This window comes from Streptomyces sp. NPDC026417 (assembly GCF_055567695.1).
In genome coordinates, this window is the sequence record NZ_JBVHPY010000006.1 from 65,299 (window position 1) to 85,192 (window position 19,894).

Annotated in this window: 19 protein-coding genes; 15 read left to right on the top strand and 4 right to left on the bottom strand. The window is 72.7% G+C overall.

The features are described from left to right. Positions 1-375: 375 nt before the first annotated feature. The 7 genes from ACZ4NT_RS11640 (at position 376) to ACZ4NT_RS11670 (ending at position 11,290) form a co-directional block, all read left to right on the top strand. Complete coding sequence (locus tag ACZ4NT_RS11640) at positions 376-1,614, top strand: ice-binding family protein (RefSeq protein ID WP_467724910.1); 1,239 nt, start codon at positions 376-378, stop codon at positions 1,612-1,614. Positions 1,615-1,924: 310 nt separating this feature from the next. Then, positions 1,925-2,500 (top strand): DUF5819 family protein, encoded by a 576-nt coding sequence (locus tag ACZ4NT_RS11645; RefSeq protein ID WP_467724911.1) that lies wholly within the window; start codon positions 1,925-1,927, stop codon positions 2,498-2,500. Beyond that, entirely contained in the window at positions 2,490-3,656 is a 1,167-nt protein-coding gene (locus ACZ4NT_RS11650; protein ID WP_121408591.1) for an HTTM domain-containing protein, read from the top strand. Before ACZ4NT_RS11645 ends, ACZ4NT_RS11650 begins: the two co-directional genes overlap by 11 nt. 287 nt (positions 3,657-3,943) lie before the next feature. Next, entirely contained in the window at positions 3,944-5,722 is a 1,779-nt protein-coding gene (locus ACZ4NT_RS11655) for an RNA-guided endonuclease TnpB family protein (RefSeq protein ID WP_467724914.1), read from the top strand. A gap of 643 nt (positions 5,723-6,365) precedes the next feature. Next, positions 6,366-8,846, top strand: a complete 2,481-nt coding sequence (locus tag ACZ4NT_RS11660; RefSeq protein ID WP_467724916.1) for a beta-glucosidase — start codon at positions 6,366-6,368, stop codon at positions 8,844-8,846. Further along, positions 8,843-10,417, top strand: coding sequence for a carboxylesterase/lipase family protein (locus tag ACZ4NT_RS11665; protein ID WP_467724918.1), 1,575 nt, complete (start codon positions 8,843-8,845; stop codon positions 10,415-10,417). The genes ACZ4NT_RS11660 and ACZ4NT_RS11665 overlap by 4 nt, the downstream gene beginning before the upstream one ends. A 105-nt stretch (positions 10,418-10,522) precedes the next feature. Further along, entirely contained in the window at positions 10,523-11,290 is a 768-nt protein-coding gene (locus ACZ4NT_RS11670) for a DedA family protein (protein WP_467724920.1), read from the top strand. Between the two features lie 12 nt (positions 11,291-11,302). Here the strand turns inward: ACZ4NT_RS11670 and ACZ4NT_RS11675 are convergent, their stop codons facing one another. Further along, positions 11,303-11,836 (bottom strand): gamma carbonic anhydrase family protein, encoded by a 534-nt coding sequence (locus tag ACZ4NT_RS11675; RefSeq protein ID WP_467724922.1) that lies wholly within the window; start codon positions 11,834-11,836, stop codon positions 11,303-11,305. Positions 11,837-11,972: 136 nt separating this feature from the next. Here ACZ4NT_RS11675 and ACZ4NT_RS11680 point away from each other — a divergent pair, with 136 nt between their 5' ends. Further along, the gene (locus ACZ4NT_RS11680) at positions 11,973-12,857 is read left to right on the top strand and encodes an acyltransferase (protein ID WP_467724924.1); all 885 of its coding nucleotides are present in this window, start codon (positions 11,973-11,975) and stop codon (positions 12,855-12,857) included. A gap of 216 nt (positions 12,858-13,073) precedes the next feature. Here ACZ4NT_RS11680 and ACZ4NT_RS11685 read toward each other — a convergent pair whose 3' ends face one another. Continuing rightward, on the bottom strand, positions 13,074-13,940 hold the full coding sequence (locus ACZ4NT_RS11685) for a DMT family transporter (protein WP_121408586.1): 867 nt from the start codon (positions 13,938-13,940) through the stop codon (positions 13,074-13,076). A 92-nt stretch (positions 13,941-14,032) separates the two neighbouring features. Here ACZ4NT_RS11685 and ACZ4NT_RS11690 point away from each other — a divergent pair, with 92 nt between their 5' ends. Then, the gene (locus tag ACZ4NT_RS11690; RefSeq protein WP_467724926.1) at positions 14,033-14,605 is read left to right on the top strand and encodes a helix-turn-helix domain-containing protein; all 573 of its coding nucleotides are present in this window, start codon (positions 14,033-14,035) and stop codon (positions 14,603-14,605) included. Positions 14,606-14,648: 43 nt separating this feature from the next. Beyond that, positions 14,649-15,206 (top strand): YbaK/EbsC family protein, encoded by a 558-nt coding sequence (locus ACZ4NT_RS11695; protein WP_467724927.1) that lies wholly within the window; start codon positions 14,649-14,651, stop codon positions 15,204-15,206. A gap of 113 nt (positions 15,207-15,319) precedes the next feature. Here ACZ4NT_RS11695 and ACZ4NT_RS11700 read toward each other — a convergent pair whose 3' ends face one another. Next, the gene (locus ACZ4NT_RS11700) at positions 15,320-15,880 is read right to left on the bottom strand and encodes an NADPH-dependent FMN reductase (protein WP_121408583.1); all 561 of its coding nucleotides are present in this window, start codon (positions 15,878-15,880) and stop codon (positions 15,320-15,322) included. Between the two features lie 146 nt (positions 15,881-16,026). Here ACZ4NT_RS11700 and ACZ4NT_RS11705 point away from each other — a divergent pair, with 146 nt between their 5' ends. Continuing rightward, on the top strand, positions 16,027-16,683 hold the full coding sequence (locus ACZ4NT_RS11705; protein ID WP_467724930.1) for a TetR/AcrR family transcriptional regulator: 657 nt from the start codon (positions 16,027-16,029) through the stop codon (positions 16,681-16,683). A gap of 64 nt (positions 16,684-16,747) precedes the next feature. Next, positions 16,748-17,299 carry a DinB family protein gene (locus ACZ4NT_RS11710; RefSeq protein WP_121408581.1) on the top strand — a complete coding sequence of 184 codons (552 nt, stop codon included), beginning with the start codon at positions 16,748-16,750 and terminating at the stop codon, positions 17,297-17,299. A 13-nt stretch (positions 17,300-17,312) separates the two neighbouring features. On the opposite strand, the gene ACZ4NT_RS11715 is transcribed toward ACZ4NT_RS11710, so the two are convergent. After that, positions 17,313-17,720, bottom strand: coding sequence for a CoA-binding protein (locus tag ACZ4NT_RS11715; protein WP_121408580.1), 408 nt, complete (start codon positions 17,718-17,720; stop codon positions 17,313-17,315). 197 nt (positions 17,721-17,917) lie between these two features. Here ACZ4NT_RS11715 and ACZ4NT_RS11720 point away from each other — a divergent pair, with 197 nt between their 5' ends. The 3 genes from ACZ4NT_RS11720 to ACZ4NT_RS11730 all read left to right on the top strand — a co-directional run bounded on the left by ACZ4NT_RS11720 (position 17,918) and on the right by ACZ4NT_RS11730 (position 19,871). Continuing rightward, positions 17,918-18,622 (top strand): hypothetical protein, encoded by a 705-nt coding sequence (locus tag ACZ4NT_RS11720; RefSeq protein WP_467724933.1) that lies wholly within the window; start codon positions 17,918-17,920, stop codon positions 18,620-18,622. Continuing rightward, positions 18,619-19,176 carry a SixA phosphatase family protein gene (locus ACZ4NT_RS11725; RefSeq protein WP_467724935.1) on the top strand — a complete coding sequence of 186 codons (558 nt, stop codon included), beginning with the start codon at positions 18,619-18,621 and terminating at the stop codon, positions 19,174-19,176. The genes ACZ4NT_RS11720 and ACZ4NT_RS11725 overlap by 4 nt, the downstream gene beginning before the upstream one ends. A gap of 68 nt (positions 19,177-19,244) precedes the next feature. Continuing rightward, positions 19,245-19,871 carry a YigZ family protein gene (locus tag ACZ4NT_RS11730; protein ID WP_467724937.1) on the top strand — a complete coding sequence of 209 codons (627 nt, stop codon included), beginning with the start codon at positions 19,245-19,247 and terminating at the stop codon, positions 19,869-19,871. Positions 19,872-19,894 lie beyond the last annotated feature (23 nt).

The window sequence follows — 19,894 nt, forward strand, 5'->3', positions numbered from 1 at the left end:
GCCGGATGCCCCGCCGAGCGCGCAGGAAATCCGGCGCGGCGGCCGCATCAGCCGCCGGGGTGGACATGGTTGCGGCGCGTGCCGGTCCCCGGACGACCGGCCGACACCGTGGTGCGCAAGCGCTCATTTCTGCATGATCATTTCTGCAGAAAGGAGAAACCATTTTTCGGCGCCGAAATAACCAAAGGAATTAAAATGATGATTCCATATCACGTTGTCGCGCCCTCCGAATAGCGCTCATGGGCGCTCGACTCGCCCTCGCTGTTCCACGATTTCCGGTTCTTTGTGAGTAATGTGCGGACGGAAAAATTGAGGGTTTCCGGGAAACTGTGAATGGCCTGGAAGCCGCCGTCTCGCACAGAAAACCGGTTCCCGATGAAGCTAAGAACCTCTGATGCCGCACAACGGCGCACCGTCTCGTCCTGGCTCACGGCAGCTCTCACCACGGCCGTTTCGGCGGCGATGGTGGCCGTGGCGCCGTCCCAGGCGTTCGCCCTCGCCACTCCCGTGCCGCTCGGCACGGCCGACAGCTTCGCCGTGCTGGCCGGTCAATCGGTCACCAACACCGGCCCCTCCGTGATCACCGGGGACGTCGGGGTCAGCCCCGGAACCGCGATCAGCGGATTCCCGCCGGGACTGGTGAACGGCGTTCAGCACTCCGCGGACGCCGTCGCGCTCCAGGCCAAGACCGACCTGGTGACGGCCTTCAACGACGCCGCGGGCCAGGCCACGGACGAAACGCTCCCGCCGGACGCCGGAGGGCTGACCCTGGTGCCGGGCGTCTACACCGCATCCTCGACCCTGGGCCTCACCGGCACCCTCACCCTCGACGCCGAGGGCGACCCCAACGCGGTCTGGGTCTTCCAGGTCGGCTCGGCGCTGACGACGGCGTCGGCCAGTCGCGTGGCCCTCATCAACGGTGCGCAGGCGTGCAACGTGTTCTGGGAAATCGGCAGCTCGGCCACGCTCGGCACCCAGTCGACCTTCGTCGGCAACATCCTGGCCCTCACCTCGATCAGCGCCACCACCGGCGCGAGCATCGACGGACGAGCGCTGGCGCGTGAGGGGTCGGTCACCCTGGACACCAACAGGATCACCCGTTCCACCTGCGCCCCGGGAACCTCGGGCGGCACCACCACCGGCGCCACCACGGGCGGTGTGCTGGGCGGTGTGCTCGGCGGCGTTCTGACGGGTGGGACCACCGGCGGCACCACCACCGGCGGCACAGCCACCGGCGGCACCACGGGCGGTGTGCTGGGCGGTGTGCTCGGCGGCGTTCTGACCGGCGGCACCACAGGTGGCACGACGGGTGGCACGACGGGCGGAACGCCGGGCGGCGGGACCGCCACCGGCGGCACCATCGGTGGCGGCAACGGCGGACACACCGGCGGCGGCCACGGCGGACACACCGGTGGCGGCCACGGCGGCGGGCACGGCGGCAAGCCCGGGCACGGTCACGACGGCAAGCCCGGGCACGGTCACGACGGCAAGCCCGGCCACGGTCACGAGGACAAGCCGGGGCACGGTCACGAAGACGGCGGCTACGGCAACAAGCCCAAGGAGCACGGCGGTTACGGCGAGAAGCCGCAGAAGCCGGGCAGCCACGAAAGCTAGTGCGCGGCGCGCTGCGCGCGCCGGCGACTGACACGGTGTGCGGCGGGGCCCTTTCCGGCCCCGCCGCGTGCCGCCCCACGCAGTTCATCGGCCGGACCGGAATGGCAACAGGCAGACGACGAGAAGGACAGGGCGGGCAGTGCTGGGCGGAGTCGAAGCAGACAACGAGCGGAAGAGCGAGCGGACCTCCGGCCCGACGCCGGTCCGGGACGGCACCTCTGGAGCGGAGCCCGGTCCGGACAGAACAAAGGACGAACGCGCGACACGCCGTCTGGGAAGGCGTCTGGGGAGGGGAGCCCTCCACACCACCGTGCTTCTCTGCCTGGCCGTCGCCCTGACGCACGTCCTCCTGGTATTCCTGCATGTGGCGCCCCAGAACGTCGTCTCCCAACGCTACAAATCCCAGGTGGACGCCTGGATCTATCCCCTCTTCGAGCAGAATTGGCGGCTTTTCGCGCCGGACCCCGATTCCGTCAACCGGACGGTCTTCGCGCGCACCGCCCACACCGCACGGAACGGTTCCGTCGAGGTGAGTCCGTGGGCCGATCTGACAGCGGTGGACGAATCAGCCATCAAGCACAACGCCTTTCCCAGTCACACCGCACAGAACATGCTGCGCCGGTCGTGGACGTCCTATGTCGAATTGCACGGAGCCGACGACGTCTCGCGCTCGGCGCGGGCCGAGATGATGCAGCAGTACCTGCGCAACATCGCCGCCGACCGGATGACGGATCTGAACGGCAAGCCGTTCGAGTCCATCCAACTCCGAGTGGTCACCCGGCCTGTCGCCGCCCGGAACGCCGCGGGCCGCGACCGCCGTGCCGCTTCCGCGAACGCCGAGACACGGCTTCTGCCCTGGTGGAAGGTAGCCTCCGATGACAAGTGACCTCGTCCGGCACGCGGGCGCTCCCGGACAACCCCCGTCGCCGTCCGCGGAATCCTCGACGGCCCACGCGGCCGGGCCTCCCTCTTCCGGCCCGGCCGGACGACTCACCCGCCTGCCCCGCGAAGCTTGGACCCTGCTGACCGACCGCCCTCTCTCGCTCTACGCGGTATCGGTCCTGCGCATCGGGTACGGCTTCCTCTACCTCGTCTTCCTGTTGCGCGAGTTCCCCCATCGCGACGTGATCTGGGGCCCGGGGTCGCCCTGGACGCCGGCCCTCGCGCGGCAGCTCTTCGACCAGACGGGCTGGGCCAGTGTGCTCACGCTGTCCGACAGCCCCCTCTACTTCGAACTCTGCTACGCGGCGGCGCTCACCGTCTGCGCTCTGTTCCTGCTGGGGTGGCGGACCCGGGCGACGTCCGTGCTCTTCGCCGTCGTCGTCGCCTCGTTCCACGCACGGGCGATCTTCACGACGGACGGGGGCGACAACCTCGTCCTCCTGATGGCGCTCTATCTCACCTTCACCGCGTCCGGACGCCGCTGGTCCCTGGACGCGAGGAGAATCCGCCGCGGGGCAGCCCGAGGTGCCCGGGCACGGTGGCGGCCGGGCGCCGCACCACAACTCCGCACGGCGCGGCGCACTCTGGTCACGGCTGTGCACAATTGCGGGCTCCTCGTGATCGGCCTCCAGGTCTGCGTCCTCTACGGTGCAGCCGGCCTCTACAAGGTGCAGGGCGGCACGTGGGGCGCCGGAACCGCTCTGCACTACGTGCTGAACCTCGAACTCTTCCAGCCGTGGCCTGCGCTCTCCCACTGGGCCGACGGCCATCAGGCCGCCATCGCGGTGGCCGGATACCTGACGGTTCTTCTCCAGGTCGCGTTTCCGTTCGCCCTGTTCGGCAGGCTCAAGTACCCAGTGCTGACCGCGCTGTTCGGCATGCACCTCGGCATCGCGGTGCTCATGGGGCTGCCGCTGTTCTCCGGCGCGATGATCATCGCCGACGCCGTGTTCCTCCCGGACCGGTTCTTCATCGCCGTACGCGACCTCTGTCGCCGGGGGCGCCGGCGGCCGGGAACGACGCGGACGCCGTCGGCTGCACACCACGGGGCGGTACCGAAGCAGGCCGACCGCTGCACAGCCATGGCCGACACTCCCTAGTCGGCAGACCCCGGGCGCCGTTCTGCCGCAGCCGACGCCTGACCGGCAGGCGGCATTGCGGTGGACCGGGCCCGGCTCCGGCCGGTCAGACGTCGCCCCGTTTCCTCGGCCGGCTTGCGTCAGGGAGCGGGAGCCGGAGGAACTCCGTAGCAGCGGCGGCCGTATTTCGGCATATGCCGAATAGGCCCATCCGTGTGATCACTGATTAGCCCACCGAATTCCCGCCCTCTACAGTGCGGAGCTATTCGATCATGTGACACCGCGGAGACGCACGGGGGGAAACGTTCATGCCTGAAACAGAGGTGTTGAGGGCATACCGGCTCACCCTGGACCCGTCGGATGCCGAACGCGCCGCCCTGTCCCGCTATGCGGGTGCCTGTCGGTGGGCCTTCAACTACGCCCTGGCCAAGAAGACCCAGGCGCACCGGGCATGGGCCGATCGCCGTGCCGCCTACCTCGAGGCGGGGCTGAGCGAAGCCGAGGCGAAGGAACGGATCAGGGCCGACGGTGCCGAACTCACCGACCGCATCAAGGTGTGGGACCACCACCGCAAGAGCCTCTCGCTCACGGTCTCCGGCAAACCGCCACTGCCCTCGATGCGGCCCCCGGCCGGGCAGGAGGATCTCGTGCTCCGCCTGGCCGCCGTCCGTGCGGACGGCGCCGGTGCCGACCGTGAGCGCGAGCTGCTCGCCGAAGCACGCGCCACGGTGAACGGGCTCAAGGCCCGGGCGTTCCGTGACGGGTTCCGCACGCCGACCGCCACCGACACCAGCGCCCTGTGGCGGATGGAACGGGACCTGCCCGCTGAGGAGGGCGGCAGCCCCTGGTGGGCGGAGGTCAACGTCTACTGCTTCACCTCCGGCTTCGACCGCGCTCAGGTCGCCTGGAAGTACTGGCAGGACTCGCTCGCCGGCCGCCGCGCCGGACACCGCCACGGGTATCCCCGCTTCAAGAAGAAGGGTCGCGCAGAATCGTTCGCTCTCTTCCATGACGTGAAGAGGCCGATCATCCGCCTGGAGGGCTACCGCCGCCTGGTGATGCCCGGCCTGGGGAGCATCCGCATCCACGGCTCCGGCAAGCGTCTCGCGCGGCTCGTGGAGCGCGGACAGGCCGTCATCCAGTCCGTGACCGTCACCCGCGGCGGCCACCGCTGGTACGCGTCCGTGCTGGCCAGGGTGCGGCAGTACGTCCCCATGCTGTGGGAGCACGTCCACGACGACGGCACCCGCACCCCGTATCTGAGCCGCACCCAGGCGGAGAAGGCCGCCGGCGGCGGTGGGCGTGTCGAGCAGACCGGTGGCCCCACGGCCCGCCAGCGGGCCGGCGGGCTCGTCGGTGTGGACCTCGGCCGTGATCTCGTGGCCATGTCCAGGCCCCTCGATCCGGCCGACCCCGCCTCTGCCTGCGTCGAGCATCCTCGTCCACTCGCCGAGAGCACGGCCAGGCTCGTGAAGGCCCAACGCGCCATGTCCCGCTGCCAACAGGGGTCGGGGCGATGGAGGAAGGCCGCCGCTCGCGTCTCCCGTATCCATCAGCAGATCACCGTGCGACGCGCCTCGTTCCTGCACGGCCTGACCAAGAAGCTCTCCACCGACTTCACGCATGTGGCGATCGAGGACCTGGACATCACCGCCCTCACTGCCCCGGCCGATGGCACCCGGGACAGGCCAGGCGGAAACGCCGGGGTGAAGGCCCGCGTCAACCGGCATCTCCTGGACGCCGGCCTGGGCAGCCTGCGCAAGAAGCTCACGTACAAGACCGCCTGGTACGGCTCGGAACTCCTCGTCATCGGGCGGGGCGAGCCCATCTCCAGCACCTGCGCGAACTGCAAGGAGCGAAACCCAAGCTCCGACGCGTCGTGCAGCAAGTTCGACTGCCCCTCGTGCGGTGCGGTCCTGCACCGGTACGAGAACAGCACCGCGAACATCGTCGATGCGGCGGTCAGGCAGCTCAGGACGGTCGCCTCCGATAGGGGGGAGACCCGAAACGCTCGTAGAGCCACTGCAAGTCCCGCAGCCCGCAAGGGAGACGGGCATGAGGCATTGAAGCGAGAAGACACCGGCTGAGGCCGTTGCCACCTCCGGGGAGCGATCCCCGGACGTCCCACAACAGCACCACGACGAGTGCGCCAGGGCAGGTACCGCCGAAGGCCCCGGGGCCGTTCAGGCGCGCTTTCTCATGTACTCGGGACGATCAGTGTTCTGGTAAATCGACAACAGCGCGGCCGGGTTGGAGGAGTCCACCCGGGCACCCCATGTGTCTCGTGGTGTCGCGGGTGGCGCAAGACGTCCTCGGGGCGTGGTGGCGGGGCCGGCGCGGTAGCCCCTCGCGCGGCACGGACGAGAGGGAGAGGCGTACCTGGAGGGTGATCGGCCGGCGCCCACCGCAGTCGGACCGCGGGCGGTGCGGTCGCGCCCCGGTGATCCGGTGTGCGAGCACACGGTGCGTACGAGAGGCCGTGGCACGCTCCGGCTCGTCGGACACCCGGCCGTACTCCGGGTCGGCTCCGGGGACCGGGCCGCCGTTTCCGCTCACTTCATTGACACGAGTCACCAGCGGTCATAGTTTTCGCGCCGTACCCCTGGTGCCTGACAGCCTGTCAACTCGCCCTCGACGCACGGTGCGTTCAGGGGCCGAACGCGGCTGCCGCCGGCACGTGTACATGCGGTCCACAGCGACGTGCCCCGCGCACACAAGGAGTGACGGCCCATGTCCCACACCTTTTCCCGGCGATCGACCCTGCGCCTGCTGAGCGGCGCCGTAGCGGTCGCCGCCGCGGCCACCGGAACCGGCCTCGCCGCCCCCGCGCACGCGGTTCCCCGCAAGGACTCCGCCCCCGGCGCGGGCCGGCGCGTCGAGCGCCTGATCGCCCGGCTCACCCTCGACGAGAAGATCTCCCTCCTGCACGGCGCCACCGACCCCGACCGGCTCGGCCAGGCCGGATACGTGCCCGGCGTCCCCAGGCTGGGCATCCCCCCGATCCGGCTGGCCGACGGCCCCGCGGGAGTCCGCGTCACCCGCCACGCCACCGCGCTGCCCGCTCCCGTCCTGATGGCCTCGGCCTTCGACCCGGACCTGGCCCGCCGCTACGGCCAGGTCATCGGCCGCGAGGGCCGCGCCCTCGGCCAGGACGTGCTGCTCTCGCCGATGGTCAACCTCATCCGCACCCCGTACGCGGGACGCAACTTCGAGACGTTCGGCGAGGACCCGCTGGCCGCCGGCGATCTCGTCGCCGCGGAGATCCGGGGCATCCAGGGCGAGGGCCTCGTCGCCACCGTGAAGCACTTCGCGATGAACAACCAGGAGAAGGACCGCATGTCCGTCGACGTCCGGGTCGACGAACAGACCATGCACGAGGTCGAACTGCGCGCCTTCGAGTCCGCCGTCGAGGCCGGCACGGGCGCCGTCATGGGCGCGTACAACAAGGTCAACGGCACATTCGCCTGCGAGAGCAGACCGCTGCTCACCGACGTCCTGCGCAAGCGGTGGGGCTTCGGGGGATGGGTGATGACCGACTGGTTCGCCGCCCACAGCACCGCGGCCTCGATCACCGCGGGCCTCGACATGGAGATGCCGGACGGGACGTACTTCGGCGCGCCGCTGAAGAAGGCCGTGCAGGACGGCAGCGTCCCCGAGGCCCACGTGGACCGTGCCGTGCGCCGGATTCTCACGGTGCTGGACCGCTTCGGGCTGCTCGACGGCAGCGCCCGGCCGCGCCCCGGCCGGGACCCCGGGGCGGGAGCGGCCGTCGCCCTGGAGGTCGCCAAGGCCGGCGCGACCCTGCTGCGCAACGAGAACCGTGCCCTGCCGCTCAGCGGCGCCGCCGCCCGCAGCATCGCCGTGATCGGCCCCACCGGTTCGGTCCCCTTCGTGAGCGGCGGCGGCAGCGCACACGTCGTCCCCGACCGCGCCGACAGCCCCGTGGACGCCATCCGGGCCCGCGCGGGCCGCGGCAGCCGGGTGTCGTACGCGCTCGGCGAGGACCTCTACGGCAAGCCCGTCCCGGACGGCGCGTTCAGCCCCGGCGTCGACGCCGAGGGCCAGGACGTCCCGGCCGGGAGGACGTGGACGTACGAGGGCACGCTGTCCGTCGGGGACGCCGACGAGTGGACCCTCGTCATCCACTACTCCGGCGAGCGCCCGAAGGTCGTCCTCGACGGCGAGGACCTCTTTCCCGTGGCACCCGGGTACGGCGAGTACTTCCAGGGCGGTCTGGTCACCGCCGCGCCGGACGGACTGTCGGTGCGGCGCAGGACGCTCCGCCTCGCCGCGGGAGCACACAGGGTCGAGATCACCGCGAAAGGCGGGGAGCGGGGCGGGCTGTTCCGGCTGCGGCGGATCACCGGCGCCACCCGCGCCGGGGACGTCGCCGAGGCGGTGCGCGTCGCGCGCGCCGCACACAGTGTCGTCCTGTTCGCCTACGAGGACGCCACCGAGGGCCAGGACCGCACCACGATCGCCCTGCCCGGCCACCAGAGCCGGCTCATCGAGGCGGTGACCGCGGCGAACCCGCGCACCACCGTCGTCCTGAACACCTCGTCCTCGACCGCGATGCCCTGGCTGCGGCGGACCGCCGCCGTGCTCCAGATGTACTACCCCGGCCAGGAGGGTGCCGCCGCCACCGCGGCCGTCCTGTTCGGCGACTGCGACCCGGGCGGGCGGCTCACCCAGACCTTCCCCGTCGACGACTCCCACCACCCGGTCGCCGGTGACCCGCTCCGCTATCCCGGCCGGGACGGGGTCGAGGAGTACGCGGAGGGCATCCACGTCGGCCACCGCTGGTACGACGCCCGGGGCGTACGGCCGCTGTTCCCCTTCGGCCACGGACTCTCGTACACCTCGTTCGCCTACGACGGCCTGCGGGTCGAAGAGAGCGGACGCGGCCTGGAAGTGAGCTTCACCGTCCACAACACCGGGCGGCGGGACGGTGTCGAGGTGGCGCAGATCTACGTCGGCCGCTCTCCGGACCTCCGGCTCGACCAGGCCGTCAGGATCCTCGGCGGCTACCGGCGCCTCACCCTGCGCGCGGGGGAGCGGCGGCGGGTGGACGTGACCGTCGCCAGGCGCACTCTGTCCTCCTGGGACGCGCGGCGCCACGGCTGGGTCCTCGGCACCGGATGCCGCACGGTCTGGGTGGGTTCGTCGTCGCGTGATCTGCGGCTGCGCACGACCGCGGAGGTGACGAGGTGATACGTCGCGTCGCCGTCGCGCTCACCGCTCTGGCCGCTCTCCTGACCGCACCCGTCCCGGCACAGGCGGCGAAGGACCCCGCTCTCGTGCGCACCGCTGCCGGGTGGGTCCGCGGGGAGACCACCGGCGAGGGGCGGCAGTTCCTCGGCATTCCGTACGCCCGGCCCCCGGTCGGCCCCCTGCGCTGGCGGAACCCGCGGCCCGTCGAACCGTGGCACGGGGTGCGCACCGCAACGGACTTCGGCAACCACTGCGTCCAGGCCCCGAGTTGGGATCCCGGCTACGAGCGGCCCAGCCATACGGAGGACTGCCTCGACCTCAACGTGTACGTCCCGCGCGGCCAGGACGCCCCGCGGCGGCCGGTGATGGTCTGGCTGCACGGCGGAGGGCTCACCGCGGGCGCCGGCGAGGACGTCGTGCCCGACACCTTCGCGCGCCGGGCCGGCGTGGTGGTCGTCACCGTCAACTACCGCCTGGGCGCGCTGGGTTTCCTGGCGACGGACGCCCTGGACCGCGAGGCACGCGACGGCGTCTCGGGCAACTTCGGGATGCTCGACCAGCAGGCCGCGCTGCGCTGGGTGCACGCGAACATCGGGCGCTTCGGCGGAGACCCGGCGCGTGTGACGATCGCGGGCGAGTCGGCGGGCGGGCGCTCCGTCTGCACGCAACTGGCCTCACCGGCCGCGACCGGGCTGTACCGCGTGGCCATCGTGCAGAGCGGCGCCTACGGCGACTGCGCGGCCCGCTCGCACCGGGCGGCCGTCGAGGCCGGCCGGGCCTTCGCCCGGAAGGTCGGCTGCGCCGAACCCTCCGGGGCGTGCCTGCGCGGCAGACCGGCCGCCGAGATCCTCGCGGCACAGGCCGGCTTCGACTGGGGCCCGGTGGCCGGCGGCGGCTTCCTGCCGGTGCAGCCCGTCGAGGCCTTCGCGAACGGGGCGGCGGCCCGGGTTCCGGTACTCAACGGCGCGAACCGGGACGAGGGGCGGCTCTTCGCCTTCGGCCGGTTCGACGCGGGCGGCACTCCGCTCACCGCGGAGCAGTACCCGCAGGTCGTCGTGTCGGCGTTCGGCACGGACCTCGGCGAGCAGGTGCTGCGGCGCTACCCGCTCGCCGCGTATCCGACGCCGACCCTCGCCTACGGCACGGCGTTCGGCGACTTCCTGATGGCCTGCCCGGCGCTGCGGCTCGACGGCGTGCTCGCCGGGCGGGGGCCGGTCCACTCCTACGAGTTCGCCGACCGCACCTCGCCTCCGTTCGCGTCGCTGCGCGCCCTCCACACGGACTTCGACTTCGGCGCGACCCACGTGAACGAGGTGCAGTACCTCTTCAAGCACTTCGGGCTGCCGACGCCGCTGAACGCGGAGCAGCGGGCCCTGTCCCGGCAGATGGTGGAGTACTGGGGCAGCTTCGTGCGCGACGGCGTGCCGCGGGCCGCGGGACGGCCCGCGATGCCCGCACGGCCGGGTCGGGTCCTGTCGCTGCGGACGGCGTCGGCAGGTGGCACCACCGTGAGCACTGCCGTCCACCGGGAGCACCGGTGCGGCCTCTGGGACTCCGCCTCGCGGGGCTGAGCGGGTAGGCTGCCCGGCGTGCGCCCGGGGGGAGGACGCACGCCGGGCGAGCACACGGAGGGGTGCGGGCCCGGACCATGCACAGCGATACGGGAGGAACCGGCGTTGCACGTCCAGGAGTGGCTCGAGACGGTGCCCGCGGTCAGTATCTACGCGCTCGTGGGGCTGGTCATCGGACTGGAGAGCCTGGGCATCCCGCTGCCCGGCGAGATCATCCTGGTCTCCGCTGCGCTGCTCTCCTCCCAGCACGCCGGCATCAACCCGGTCGTCCTCGGGGTGTGCGCCACGGTGGGCGCGATCGTCGGTGACTCCATCGGCTACGCGATCGGCCGCAAGGGCGGACGCCCGCTGCTGGCCTGGCTCGGCGGGAAGTTCCCCAAGCACTTCAGCGAGGGGCACATCGCGACCGCCGAGCGGTCCTTCGAGAAGTGGGGCATGTGGGCGGTCTTCTTCGGCCGCTTCGTCGCCCTGCTCCGCATCTTCGCCGGCCCGCTGGCCGGTGTGCTGCGCATGCCGTACTGGAAGTTCCTCGTCGCCAACGTGCTCGGCGGAATCCTCTGGGCGGGCGGCACGACCGCGGTCATCTACTACGTCGGTGTGGTCGCGGAGTCCTGGCTCAAGCGCTTCTCGTGGGTCGGACTGGTGGTGGCGCTCCTGATCGGCGCCACCTCGCTGCTCGTCGTCCGCCGCAAGACGAAGCAGGCGACGGCGCACGCCGAGGCGGCCCGGACCGGCGAGGCAGAGACCGGGGCGGCCGGCACCGCGGCGACGGGGAACGGCGCCGGCTCCGCAACGGCCGGGACTGCGGCGGCGGCGGGCGCCGGGACCGGTGCGATCGGTCCCGAGCCCGTCCCGGCGCCGGCCGGCGACTGACCGGGCGGCGGGTCACCCCTCCTCGTGCGCGGCGCGGTGCGCCTTGGCCAGCTCCACGTACAGGGTGCCGTTCAGCGAGATGCCCTCGCGCTCCTCCGTGGTCAGCTCCCGCTTGACCTTGGCGGGCACGCCCGCGACCAGGGATCCCGGCGGCACCCGCATGCCCTGCGGCACGAGGGCCTGCGCCGCCACCAGCGATCCGGCCCCGATCACCGCGCCGTTGAGCACGGTCGCCCCCATTCCGATCAGGCAGTCGTCCTCGACCGTGGCGCCGTGCAGCACGGCGTTGTGCCCGACGGAGACCCGCTCGCCGACCGTGATGGGGAAGCCCGGGTCGACGTGCAGCGTGCAGTTGTCCTGGATGTTGCTGTCGGCGCCGACGACGATCGGGCCGCAGTCCGCGCGCAGCACCGCGCCGTACCAGACGCTCGCGCCCGGGTGGAGGATCACCTCGCCGAGTACCACGGACGTGGGGGCCGTGAACGCCTCCGGGTCCACCTGCGGGTCCTTGCCGCCCACTGCCGCGATCAGCGCCTGGTGCGTCATCGCACTCTCCTTGTACGTCGTCGGCCCTTGTCACCGGCACCGTAGGCGATGCCCGGGGGGCCGGCGCGGCCGGGTGGGGCGAAGATCACAGCCGCTCGGCCCCGTGGCCGCACGGCCCGCTGAGTACGGTGAGCGGGTGCCCACGAGCAAGAACACGTTCTCATCATGGCGGCGCGGCCTCGCGCAGCGCGCCGTCCACGCGGGCTGGGCCTGGGTGCAGCGCACCGGCGCGGTCACGGCCGCGCACCCGGGACGGTTCCGGTTCGGCGCGCTGGGGGCCGGTACGCGGCTCGCGTTCCCGCTCGGCACCGTCTTCGGCGAACCGTGGATCCACCTCGGCGCGCACTGCATCATCGCCGAGCAGGTCACGCTGACCGCCGGTCTGATGCCCGACCTCGACCTCGGCCCGGACCCGATCCTGCGCATCGGGGACGGCGTCGTCCTCGGCCGGGGAAGCCACGTCATCGCGGACACCACGGTCACGATCGGCAGCGACTGCTACTTCGGGCCTTATGTCTACGTGACGTCCACGAACCATTCGTACGACGATCCGCACGAGCCCATCGGGAAGCAGTGGCCGCGGATGGACCCGGTGTCGATCGGCCCGGGCTGCTGGATCGGGACGGGTGCCGTGATCCTGCCCGGGGCGCGGATCGGACGGAACGTCGTCGTCGCCGCGGGTGCGGTGGTGCGCGGGACGGTGCCCGACCACGCCGTGGTGGCGGGGGCGCCGGCCAAGGTCGTACGCCGCTGGGACGCGCGCCACGGCTGGCAGCCGCCCCTGCGCACCCCGGCGCCGGTACCGATCCCCGACGGCGTGACCCCGGAGCAGTTGCTCGCGCTGTCGGACCTGGACGCGGAGGAGATCGCCCGGCTCACGGAGCTGCCTCCGTCCGGGGAGACGGCGGACGTCGGGTCGCTTCCGACGGTGCAGGCGCGCGAGGAGGCGGAGGGGACGGGCCGGTTCTCGGGGCTGTCGGCACCCGGCGGCGCGGCGGAGGACGTGCGCGCCGAGCCCTGACGCGGGGCCGGGTCCCGAGATCGCTCGGGGTCGGTGCCCGCCCGGCCATCCTGGGCCCGTCGCGAGGCGGCGGACGTGCGGGCCGGGTCCTGAGGCCGCCCGGGCGTCGTTGCCCGCTCCGCGCCGCGCGGCCGACCCGGGACCCGTCGCGGGTACGGCGGCCGTTGCCGGTTCGCCGAGTGCCGCCGGGCGCGAGCGGCTCGGCCGCCGTGTGCCTCAGCCGGTGGCCAGCAGCACCGTGCCGATCAGCGCCAGGCCGGCACCGGCGGCCTGGACCCCGCGGAGCCGTTCGCTGAGGATGCCGCGGGCCGCCAGCGCCGTGATCACCGGGTAGAGCGAGGCGAGCACCGCGGCGACGGTGACCGGGCCGTGCTGGGCCGCGATCGAGTACGTCCCGTTGGCCGCGACGTCGGCCAGGCCGACGAAGGCGAGCGCCGGCAGCGAGCGCAGGACGACACCCGCCCCGTCGCCCTCCGGAAGGGCCCGGGCGCCCCGCCGCACGGAGACCCAGAGCGCGGCGCCGCCCGCCGCGACGTTGGTCACGCGCTGCACGAACAGGGCGAGGAAGAGGCCGGTGAGCGTCGTGGAGGCCTCGGCGATCAGCGACATGACCGCGCCGAACCCGAAGGCGGCGAGCAGGGTGAGCAGGACCGCCTGCCGCTGGACGGGGGCGCCCCTGAGCTGCGGGCCGCCCGCGAGCACCACCCCGACGACGGCCACCGCGATGCCCGCGAACTGCAGGACACCCGGGCGCTCGCCCAGCATCAGGCCCACGGCGACCGGGACGGCCACGCCGAGCGAGCCGAGCGGGGAGACGACGCCCATCGGACCGAGGGCCAGCGCCTTGTAGAAGGAGAGCATCGCGACCGGACCCACCAGTCCCGCGGCCACCGCGAACCACAGCTGCGGTCCCGCCTCGCTCCAGCCACCGGTCGCCACGACGACCACCCCGAGGACGCCCACCGCGATCGCCTGCGAGACGACCACCACCGTCAGCGCCGGCATGCGCCGGGTCAGCAGCCCGCCGCCGAAGTCGGCCAGGCCCCAGAGGAGGCTGGTGGCCAGGGCGAAGAGTGCTGTCATCGGGGCCTCGCAGTACAGTGCAGTGAACAATCCGGTGCACCCCACCGTAGTTCAATCAAATGAACTCTGTCATCCAGAATATTGGACGGAATGTGTCGGACCTCGACCTGCTGAACCAGTCTCTGGCGCGCAACGTCAAGCGCTGGCGCACCGAGCGGGGCTTCACCCTGGACGCGCTCGCGGCCCGCGCGGGAGTCAGCCGCGGCATGCTCATCCAGATCGAGCAGGCCAGGACCAACCCCAGTATCGGCACGGTCGTCAAGATCGGTGACGCCCTCGGTGTCAGCATCACCACCCTGCTCGACTACGAGCAGGGCCCCAAGGTCCGTATCGTCCCCGCCGAGCAGGCGGTACGGCTGTGGCACACCGATGCGGGCAGCTACAACCGGCTGCTCGCGGGCACCGAGGCCCCCGGCCCGCTGGAGATGTGGGACTGGCGGCTGATGCCGGGCGAGGGCAGCGCCTCCGACCCGCACCCCGGAGGCACGGTCGAACTCGTCCACGTCACGGCGGGCGAACTGACGCTCACGGTCGATGAGGTGCAGCACCGCGTCCCCACGGGGGCGAGCGTCTCGTTCGAGGCCAACGTGCCGCACACGTACGGCAATGCCGGTGACGAACCGGTCGAGATGATCATGGCGGTGTCGGTGCCGCCCGTGCACTGAGACGCCGGCCGGGGTGGGGCGGGGCGGCTGTTAGCGTGCCGGGATGCGCGCACCTCTCGGAGACTTCGACAACGCCACCCCGGCACCGGACTGCCTCGACGTGCTCGCGGCTCCGGTCGCCGACGCCGTCCGCCGCTGGAGCGCCGGCGTGCCCGCCGACCGGATCGTGTACGTCGACACCGAGCCCGAGTGGGCGGACACCGACGTCTTCCTGGAGCACTACGGCAGGGAGCTGCTCGAACGGTCCGCGAACTGCGTGGTCGTCGCGGGCAGGCGCGGCGCCGGGACGACGCTGGCCGCCTGTCTCGTGCCGTCCGCCGCGCGCGTCGACGTGAACGGCGTGGTGCGGCGCCGACTCGGCGCCCGCAAGGCCTCGTTCGCGCCGATGGACACCGCGACCGGGGAGACCGGCATGGAGTACGGCGGCATCACCCCGATCGGTCTGCCGGGGGAGTGGCCGCTGCTCGTGGACTCGGCGGTCGTCGAGCTGCCGTACGTGCTCGTCGGCAGCGGGCGGCGGCGCGGGAAGCTGCTGGTGCCGGGGAAGGCGTTCGCCGAGCTGCCGAACGCGGTGGTGCTGGAGGGTCTGGGCGTCGTCTGACGCGTCGGAGCCTCCTGGTCCGGCGGTGCGGACGTCGACGCCCGGTGGGGGTACGGCACATGTGCCGTACCCCCACCGGGCGTTCGGTGCGTGCGGGCGCCGCGGCCTCGGGATCAGGCGGCGGCGGGGGTCGCCTGCGAGCTCAGCTGCCGGATGACCTCGGTCAGGCCGGTGACCACCTCGTCGTCGTCGGCGGGGTGCGTCTCGGCGAAGCGGGTCAGCGAGCCGGGGATCGACAGCTTGACGTCCTCCAGGACCGTGCCGCCGGCGATGCCCGCGGCCTTGCGGGCCTCGTCCTGCGCCCATACGCCGCCGAACTGGCCGAACGCGGTGCCGACCACGGCGACGGGCTTGCCGCTCAGCGCACCCGCGCCGTACGGACGGGACAGCCAGTCGATCGCGTTCTTCAGCACGGCGGGCATGGTGCCGTTGTACTCCGGCGAGAAGAGCAGGAAGCCGTCGGCCCGGCCGGCCGCGGCGCGCAGGCGGGCCGCCGACTCCGGCACGCCGCCCTCGATGTCGACGTCCTCGTTGTAGAAGGGCACCTCGGCCAGCCCGTCGAACAGTTCGATCTCGACGCCCTCGGGAGCGTGCTTGACGGCGGCCTCGGCAAGCTGGCGGTTGTGCGAACCGGCGCGAAGGCTTCCGACGAGCGCAAGGATGCGTACGGACATGGCGAAACTCCTCTGAGAGCGGTTCAAGGCAAGGTGTGCCGGGGGCACGGGCTGGGCTCCGAACTAAGCGGACCGGGGTCCGTTAAAAGTTGTATCACCTATCCGGACCGGGGTCCACTTGTTCTCGTGAGCGTTACGCTGGGGCCATGACCTCGCTCCCGCCGCCCTCGCCCGCAGCCGCGCACGACGCCCTGGCCGGGCGGCCGGAGCTCACCCTCGCCCCCGCCGGCGAGCCGCCCCAGCTGCGGGCCGACGCCGCCCGCAACCGCTCGCGGCTGCTGGAGGTCGCCGCGCGTCTGGCGGCCGAGCGGGGAGCCGCCAACCTGACGATGGAGGCCGTCGCCCTGGCCGCCCAGGTCGGCAAGGGAACCGTCTTCCGGCGGTTCGGAGACCGCACCGGGCTGCTCATGGCGCTCCTCGACCACCACGAGCAGCAGCTCCAGGCGGCCTTCCTCACCGGCCCTGCGCCACTCGGCCCGGACGCGCCCGCCCTGGAGCGGCTGCGGTCCTTCGGCGCCGCCGTCATCCACCACGAACACCTCCACCGCGACCTCTACCTGGCCGCCCACGCGGAGTCGGGACGCCGCCACACCTCGCCCGCGTACCGCCTCCGGCTCACCCACGTCGCGCTGCTGCTGCGGCAGAGCGGAGCGGGCGGCGACATCGAACTCGTCGCGCACACCCTGCTCGCCTCCCTCGACCCGACCCTGGTCCACCATCTGCTCACCCGCGGCGGCGTCTCCCTGGAGCGGCTGGAGGCCAACTGGTACGACCTTGTGGACCGCTGCACGACACCGCGGTGAGGACGCGGCCTTGGATTCCGGCGGCCCGGCGCGGCACCCGGGACCGGCAGTCGATGATGGACGCATGACGACTCCCAGCAGAAGAGGCGAGATGTTCGTCGCCGCCGACCGGGACCCCCGCCCCACCCGTCCCGCGACCGGTGACGAACGGAGCCTGCTCATCGACTTCCTCGCCGCGCAGCGCGCGACGCTGGAGCTCAAGTGCGCCGGTCTGGACGACGAGTTGAGCAGGCGGTCCGTCCCGCCCTCCACGCTGTCGCTGCTCGGACTGGTGCGGCACCTCGCCGACGTGGAGCGCCGCTGGTTCCGGGCCGTGCTGGCCGGGCAGGACGCGCCGCCCCGCTTCTCCTCGCCGGCCGACCCCGACGGCGACTTCGGCGGCGCGGTGCCCGGCTCCGCGGCGGCCACCGCCGCATGGGCGGCCTGGCGCGCCGAAGTGGCCTTCGCCGAGGCCTTCGTGGCGGACGCGCCCCACCTCGACGTCGAGGGATACGACTCCTGGCGCGGCACCGTGTCCCTGCGCTGGGTCCTCATCCACATGGTCGAGGAGTACGCGCGCCACAACGGCCACGCGGACCTGCTCCGAGAACGGATCGACGGCGCCATCGGACTGTGAGGGGAGCCGGGCGTCAGCCCAGGGTGCCGATCTCGATCGCGGGGCAGCGGTCCATGACCATGTCCCGGCCCGCGGCGCGGGTCCGTTCGTACGCCGCCTCGTCGACGACGCCGAGCTGGAACCAGACCGCCTCGGCGCCGATCGCCACGGCCTCGTCGGCGACGGCTCCGGCCAGCTCGCTGTTGACGAAGACGTCCACCACGTCGACCTTGAAGGGAATGTCGGACAGCGAGGCGTAGCCCTGCTCGCCGTGGACCGTCTCGGCCTTGGGGTGGACCGGGACGATGCGCTTGCCGTAGCGCTGGAGGACGGCCGCGACACCGTACGCCACGCGCTGCCGGTTCGAGGACAGGCCCACGACCGCCCACGTGTCGCCGAGCTCCGTGAGAATCCTGCGGATCGTTGCCTGGTCGCCGTACACCGTCGGCCTCCTGAAGGTCCCAGTGATGAGTGCTCTGCCGGGGAACGGCCCGCGGCATCCGAAGATTCCCCCGCCCGGCGGGAACGGCGGCGTGTCGACGGTGCACCCCTGCTCCGAGCGGCACGCACGGCGCCGGGACTGTCCGGAACGGCGCCCGCCACCCTGCGCGCGCGCCGCCGCCCGCCTACGCTCACCCCGTGCTGCGAATCACCGATGCCCGAACCGGCGAGTCCACGGACGCCGTCACCGCCCCCCGGGGCCTGACCCGCGTCGAGGCGCACGTGCCACCCGCCGCCGACACCTCGGCGCTGCGCGTCCTGCTCGTGGCCGACGTGCTGGCCCGCGCCCTGGAGATCGGCAGGACCCCCGTCGTCACCGTCGCCGATCCGCCCGCCGAACTCCGCGCCCGCGCCCTGGAACTCGGCATCCGGCCGCCCGAGTCCTCCACCGCGCCCGGCGGACAGGCCGTGCACGTCCTCCTCTCGGACGCCACCACGACGGACGGCGAGCCCGTCGCGGCCGACGGCGTCCACGTCGAGGTGGCCCCCGCCCACGGCACCGCCGAGCCCGGAGTGCTGCGCATGGCCCTGCTCACCCGGCCGCGCCGGGAGCCCGTCGAACTCGGCGACGCCGACGTCGCCCGGGCCGAAGAACTGCTGACCCGGTGGCGCAAGGCGGTCGCGACCTGGGCCACCCGCCCCTCCAAGCCCGTCCCCGAGGACGTGAAGGAGCGGCTGCGGGCCGCATGGGAGGACGACCTCGACGTGCCCGCCGTACTGGCGGTGCTGCTCGGCGTGGAGAGCGCCGAGGACATGCCGGACGGCGCCCGCTTCGAGACGTACGCCTTCGCGGACCGGCTCCTGGGCCTCGAACTCACCCGGGACATCGGGACCCCGGGATGATCGCGCGCACCGCCGCGGGACCGCTGCGCCGACTCGTCGTCCTGCGGCACGCCAAGTCCGCCTGGCCCGAGGGGGTCCCCGACCACGACCGGCCGCTCGGCCCCCGGGGACGGCGCGACGCCCCGGCCGCGGGACGCGCGCTCGCGACGGCGGACTGCCTCCCCGACCTCGTCCTATGCTCCACCGCCCTGCGCGCCCGACAGACCTGGGACCTGGTCGCGGCCCAGTGGGGCACGCCGCCGTCCGTGCGCCTCGACGCGCGGCTGTACGCGGCCGGCCCGGCGCACCTGCTGGAGACCGTGCGGGAAGTGCCCGACCCGGTGCGCACCCTGCTGCTGATCGGGCACAACCCGGGACTCGCGGAACTCGTGCTCGCCCTCGCGGGGGACGGACTCGACGACACGCTGGACCGGGTCCGCACGAAGTTCCCCACCTCCGCCCTGGCGGTCCTCGCCTGGCACGGCCGCGGCTGGCGGGACCTCGCACCCGGCGCCGCGCTGCTCACCGACGTGACCGTTCCGCGAGGCCGCCACGGCGACGAGAAGAGGTACTGAACCCGGCGGGCGCCCGGCGGCCCGAGGGCGGCGATCCCTAGCCCGCGGACAGCGCATACGCTGGCGCAATGCAGGACGAGTACCGCACAGTGGCCCGCGCGGGCGTGCACGAGACCGAGATCAACCGCTCGCGCTTCCTCTGTGCGCTCGCTCCCGCGGCCACCGAGGCGGAGGCCCAGGACTTCATCGCCGCCGTCCGCAGGGAGCACGCCGACGCCACCCACAACTGCTACGCGTACGTCATCGGCGCCGACGCCTCCGTGCAGAAGGCGAGCGACGACGGCGAACCGGGCGGCACCGCCGGCGTCCCCATGCTCCAGATGCTCCTGCGCCGCGACATGCGGTACGTCGTCGCGGTCGTCACCCGCTACTACGGCGGGGTCAAGCTCGGTGCGGGCGGACTCATCCGGGCTTACGGCGGAGCGGTGGGCGAGGCACTGGACGCCGTCGGCACACTCACCCGCCGGCGCTTCCGGCTGGCCACCGTGACGGTCGACCACCAGCGCGCGGGCAAGGTGCAGAACGACCTGCGGTCCAGCGGGCGGCTGGTGCGCGAGGTGACCTACGGCGAGGCGGTCACCATCGAGATCGGCCTGCCGGACGCCGACGTGGAGGCGTTCCGGTCCTGGCTGGCCGACGTCACGGCAGGGACAGCAGGGTTCGAACCGGGCGGAGAGGCATATGGGGACGCATAACGGGCTGATACGGGAGTAGCCGT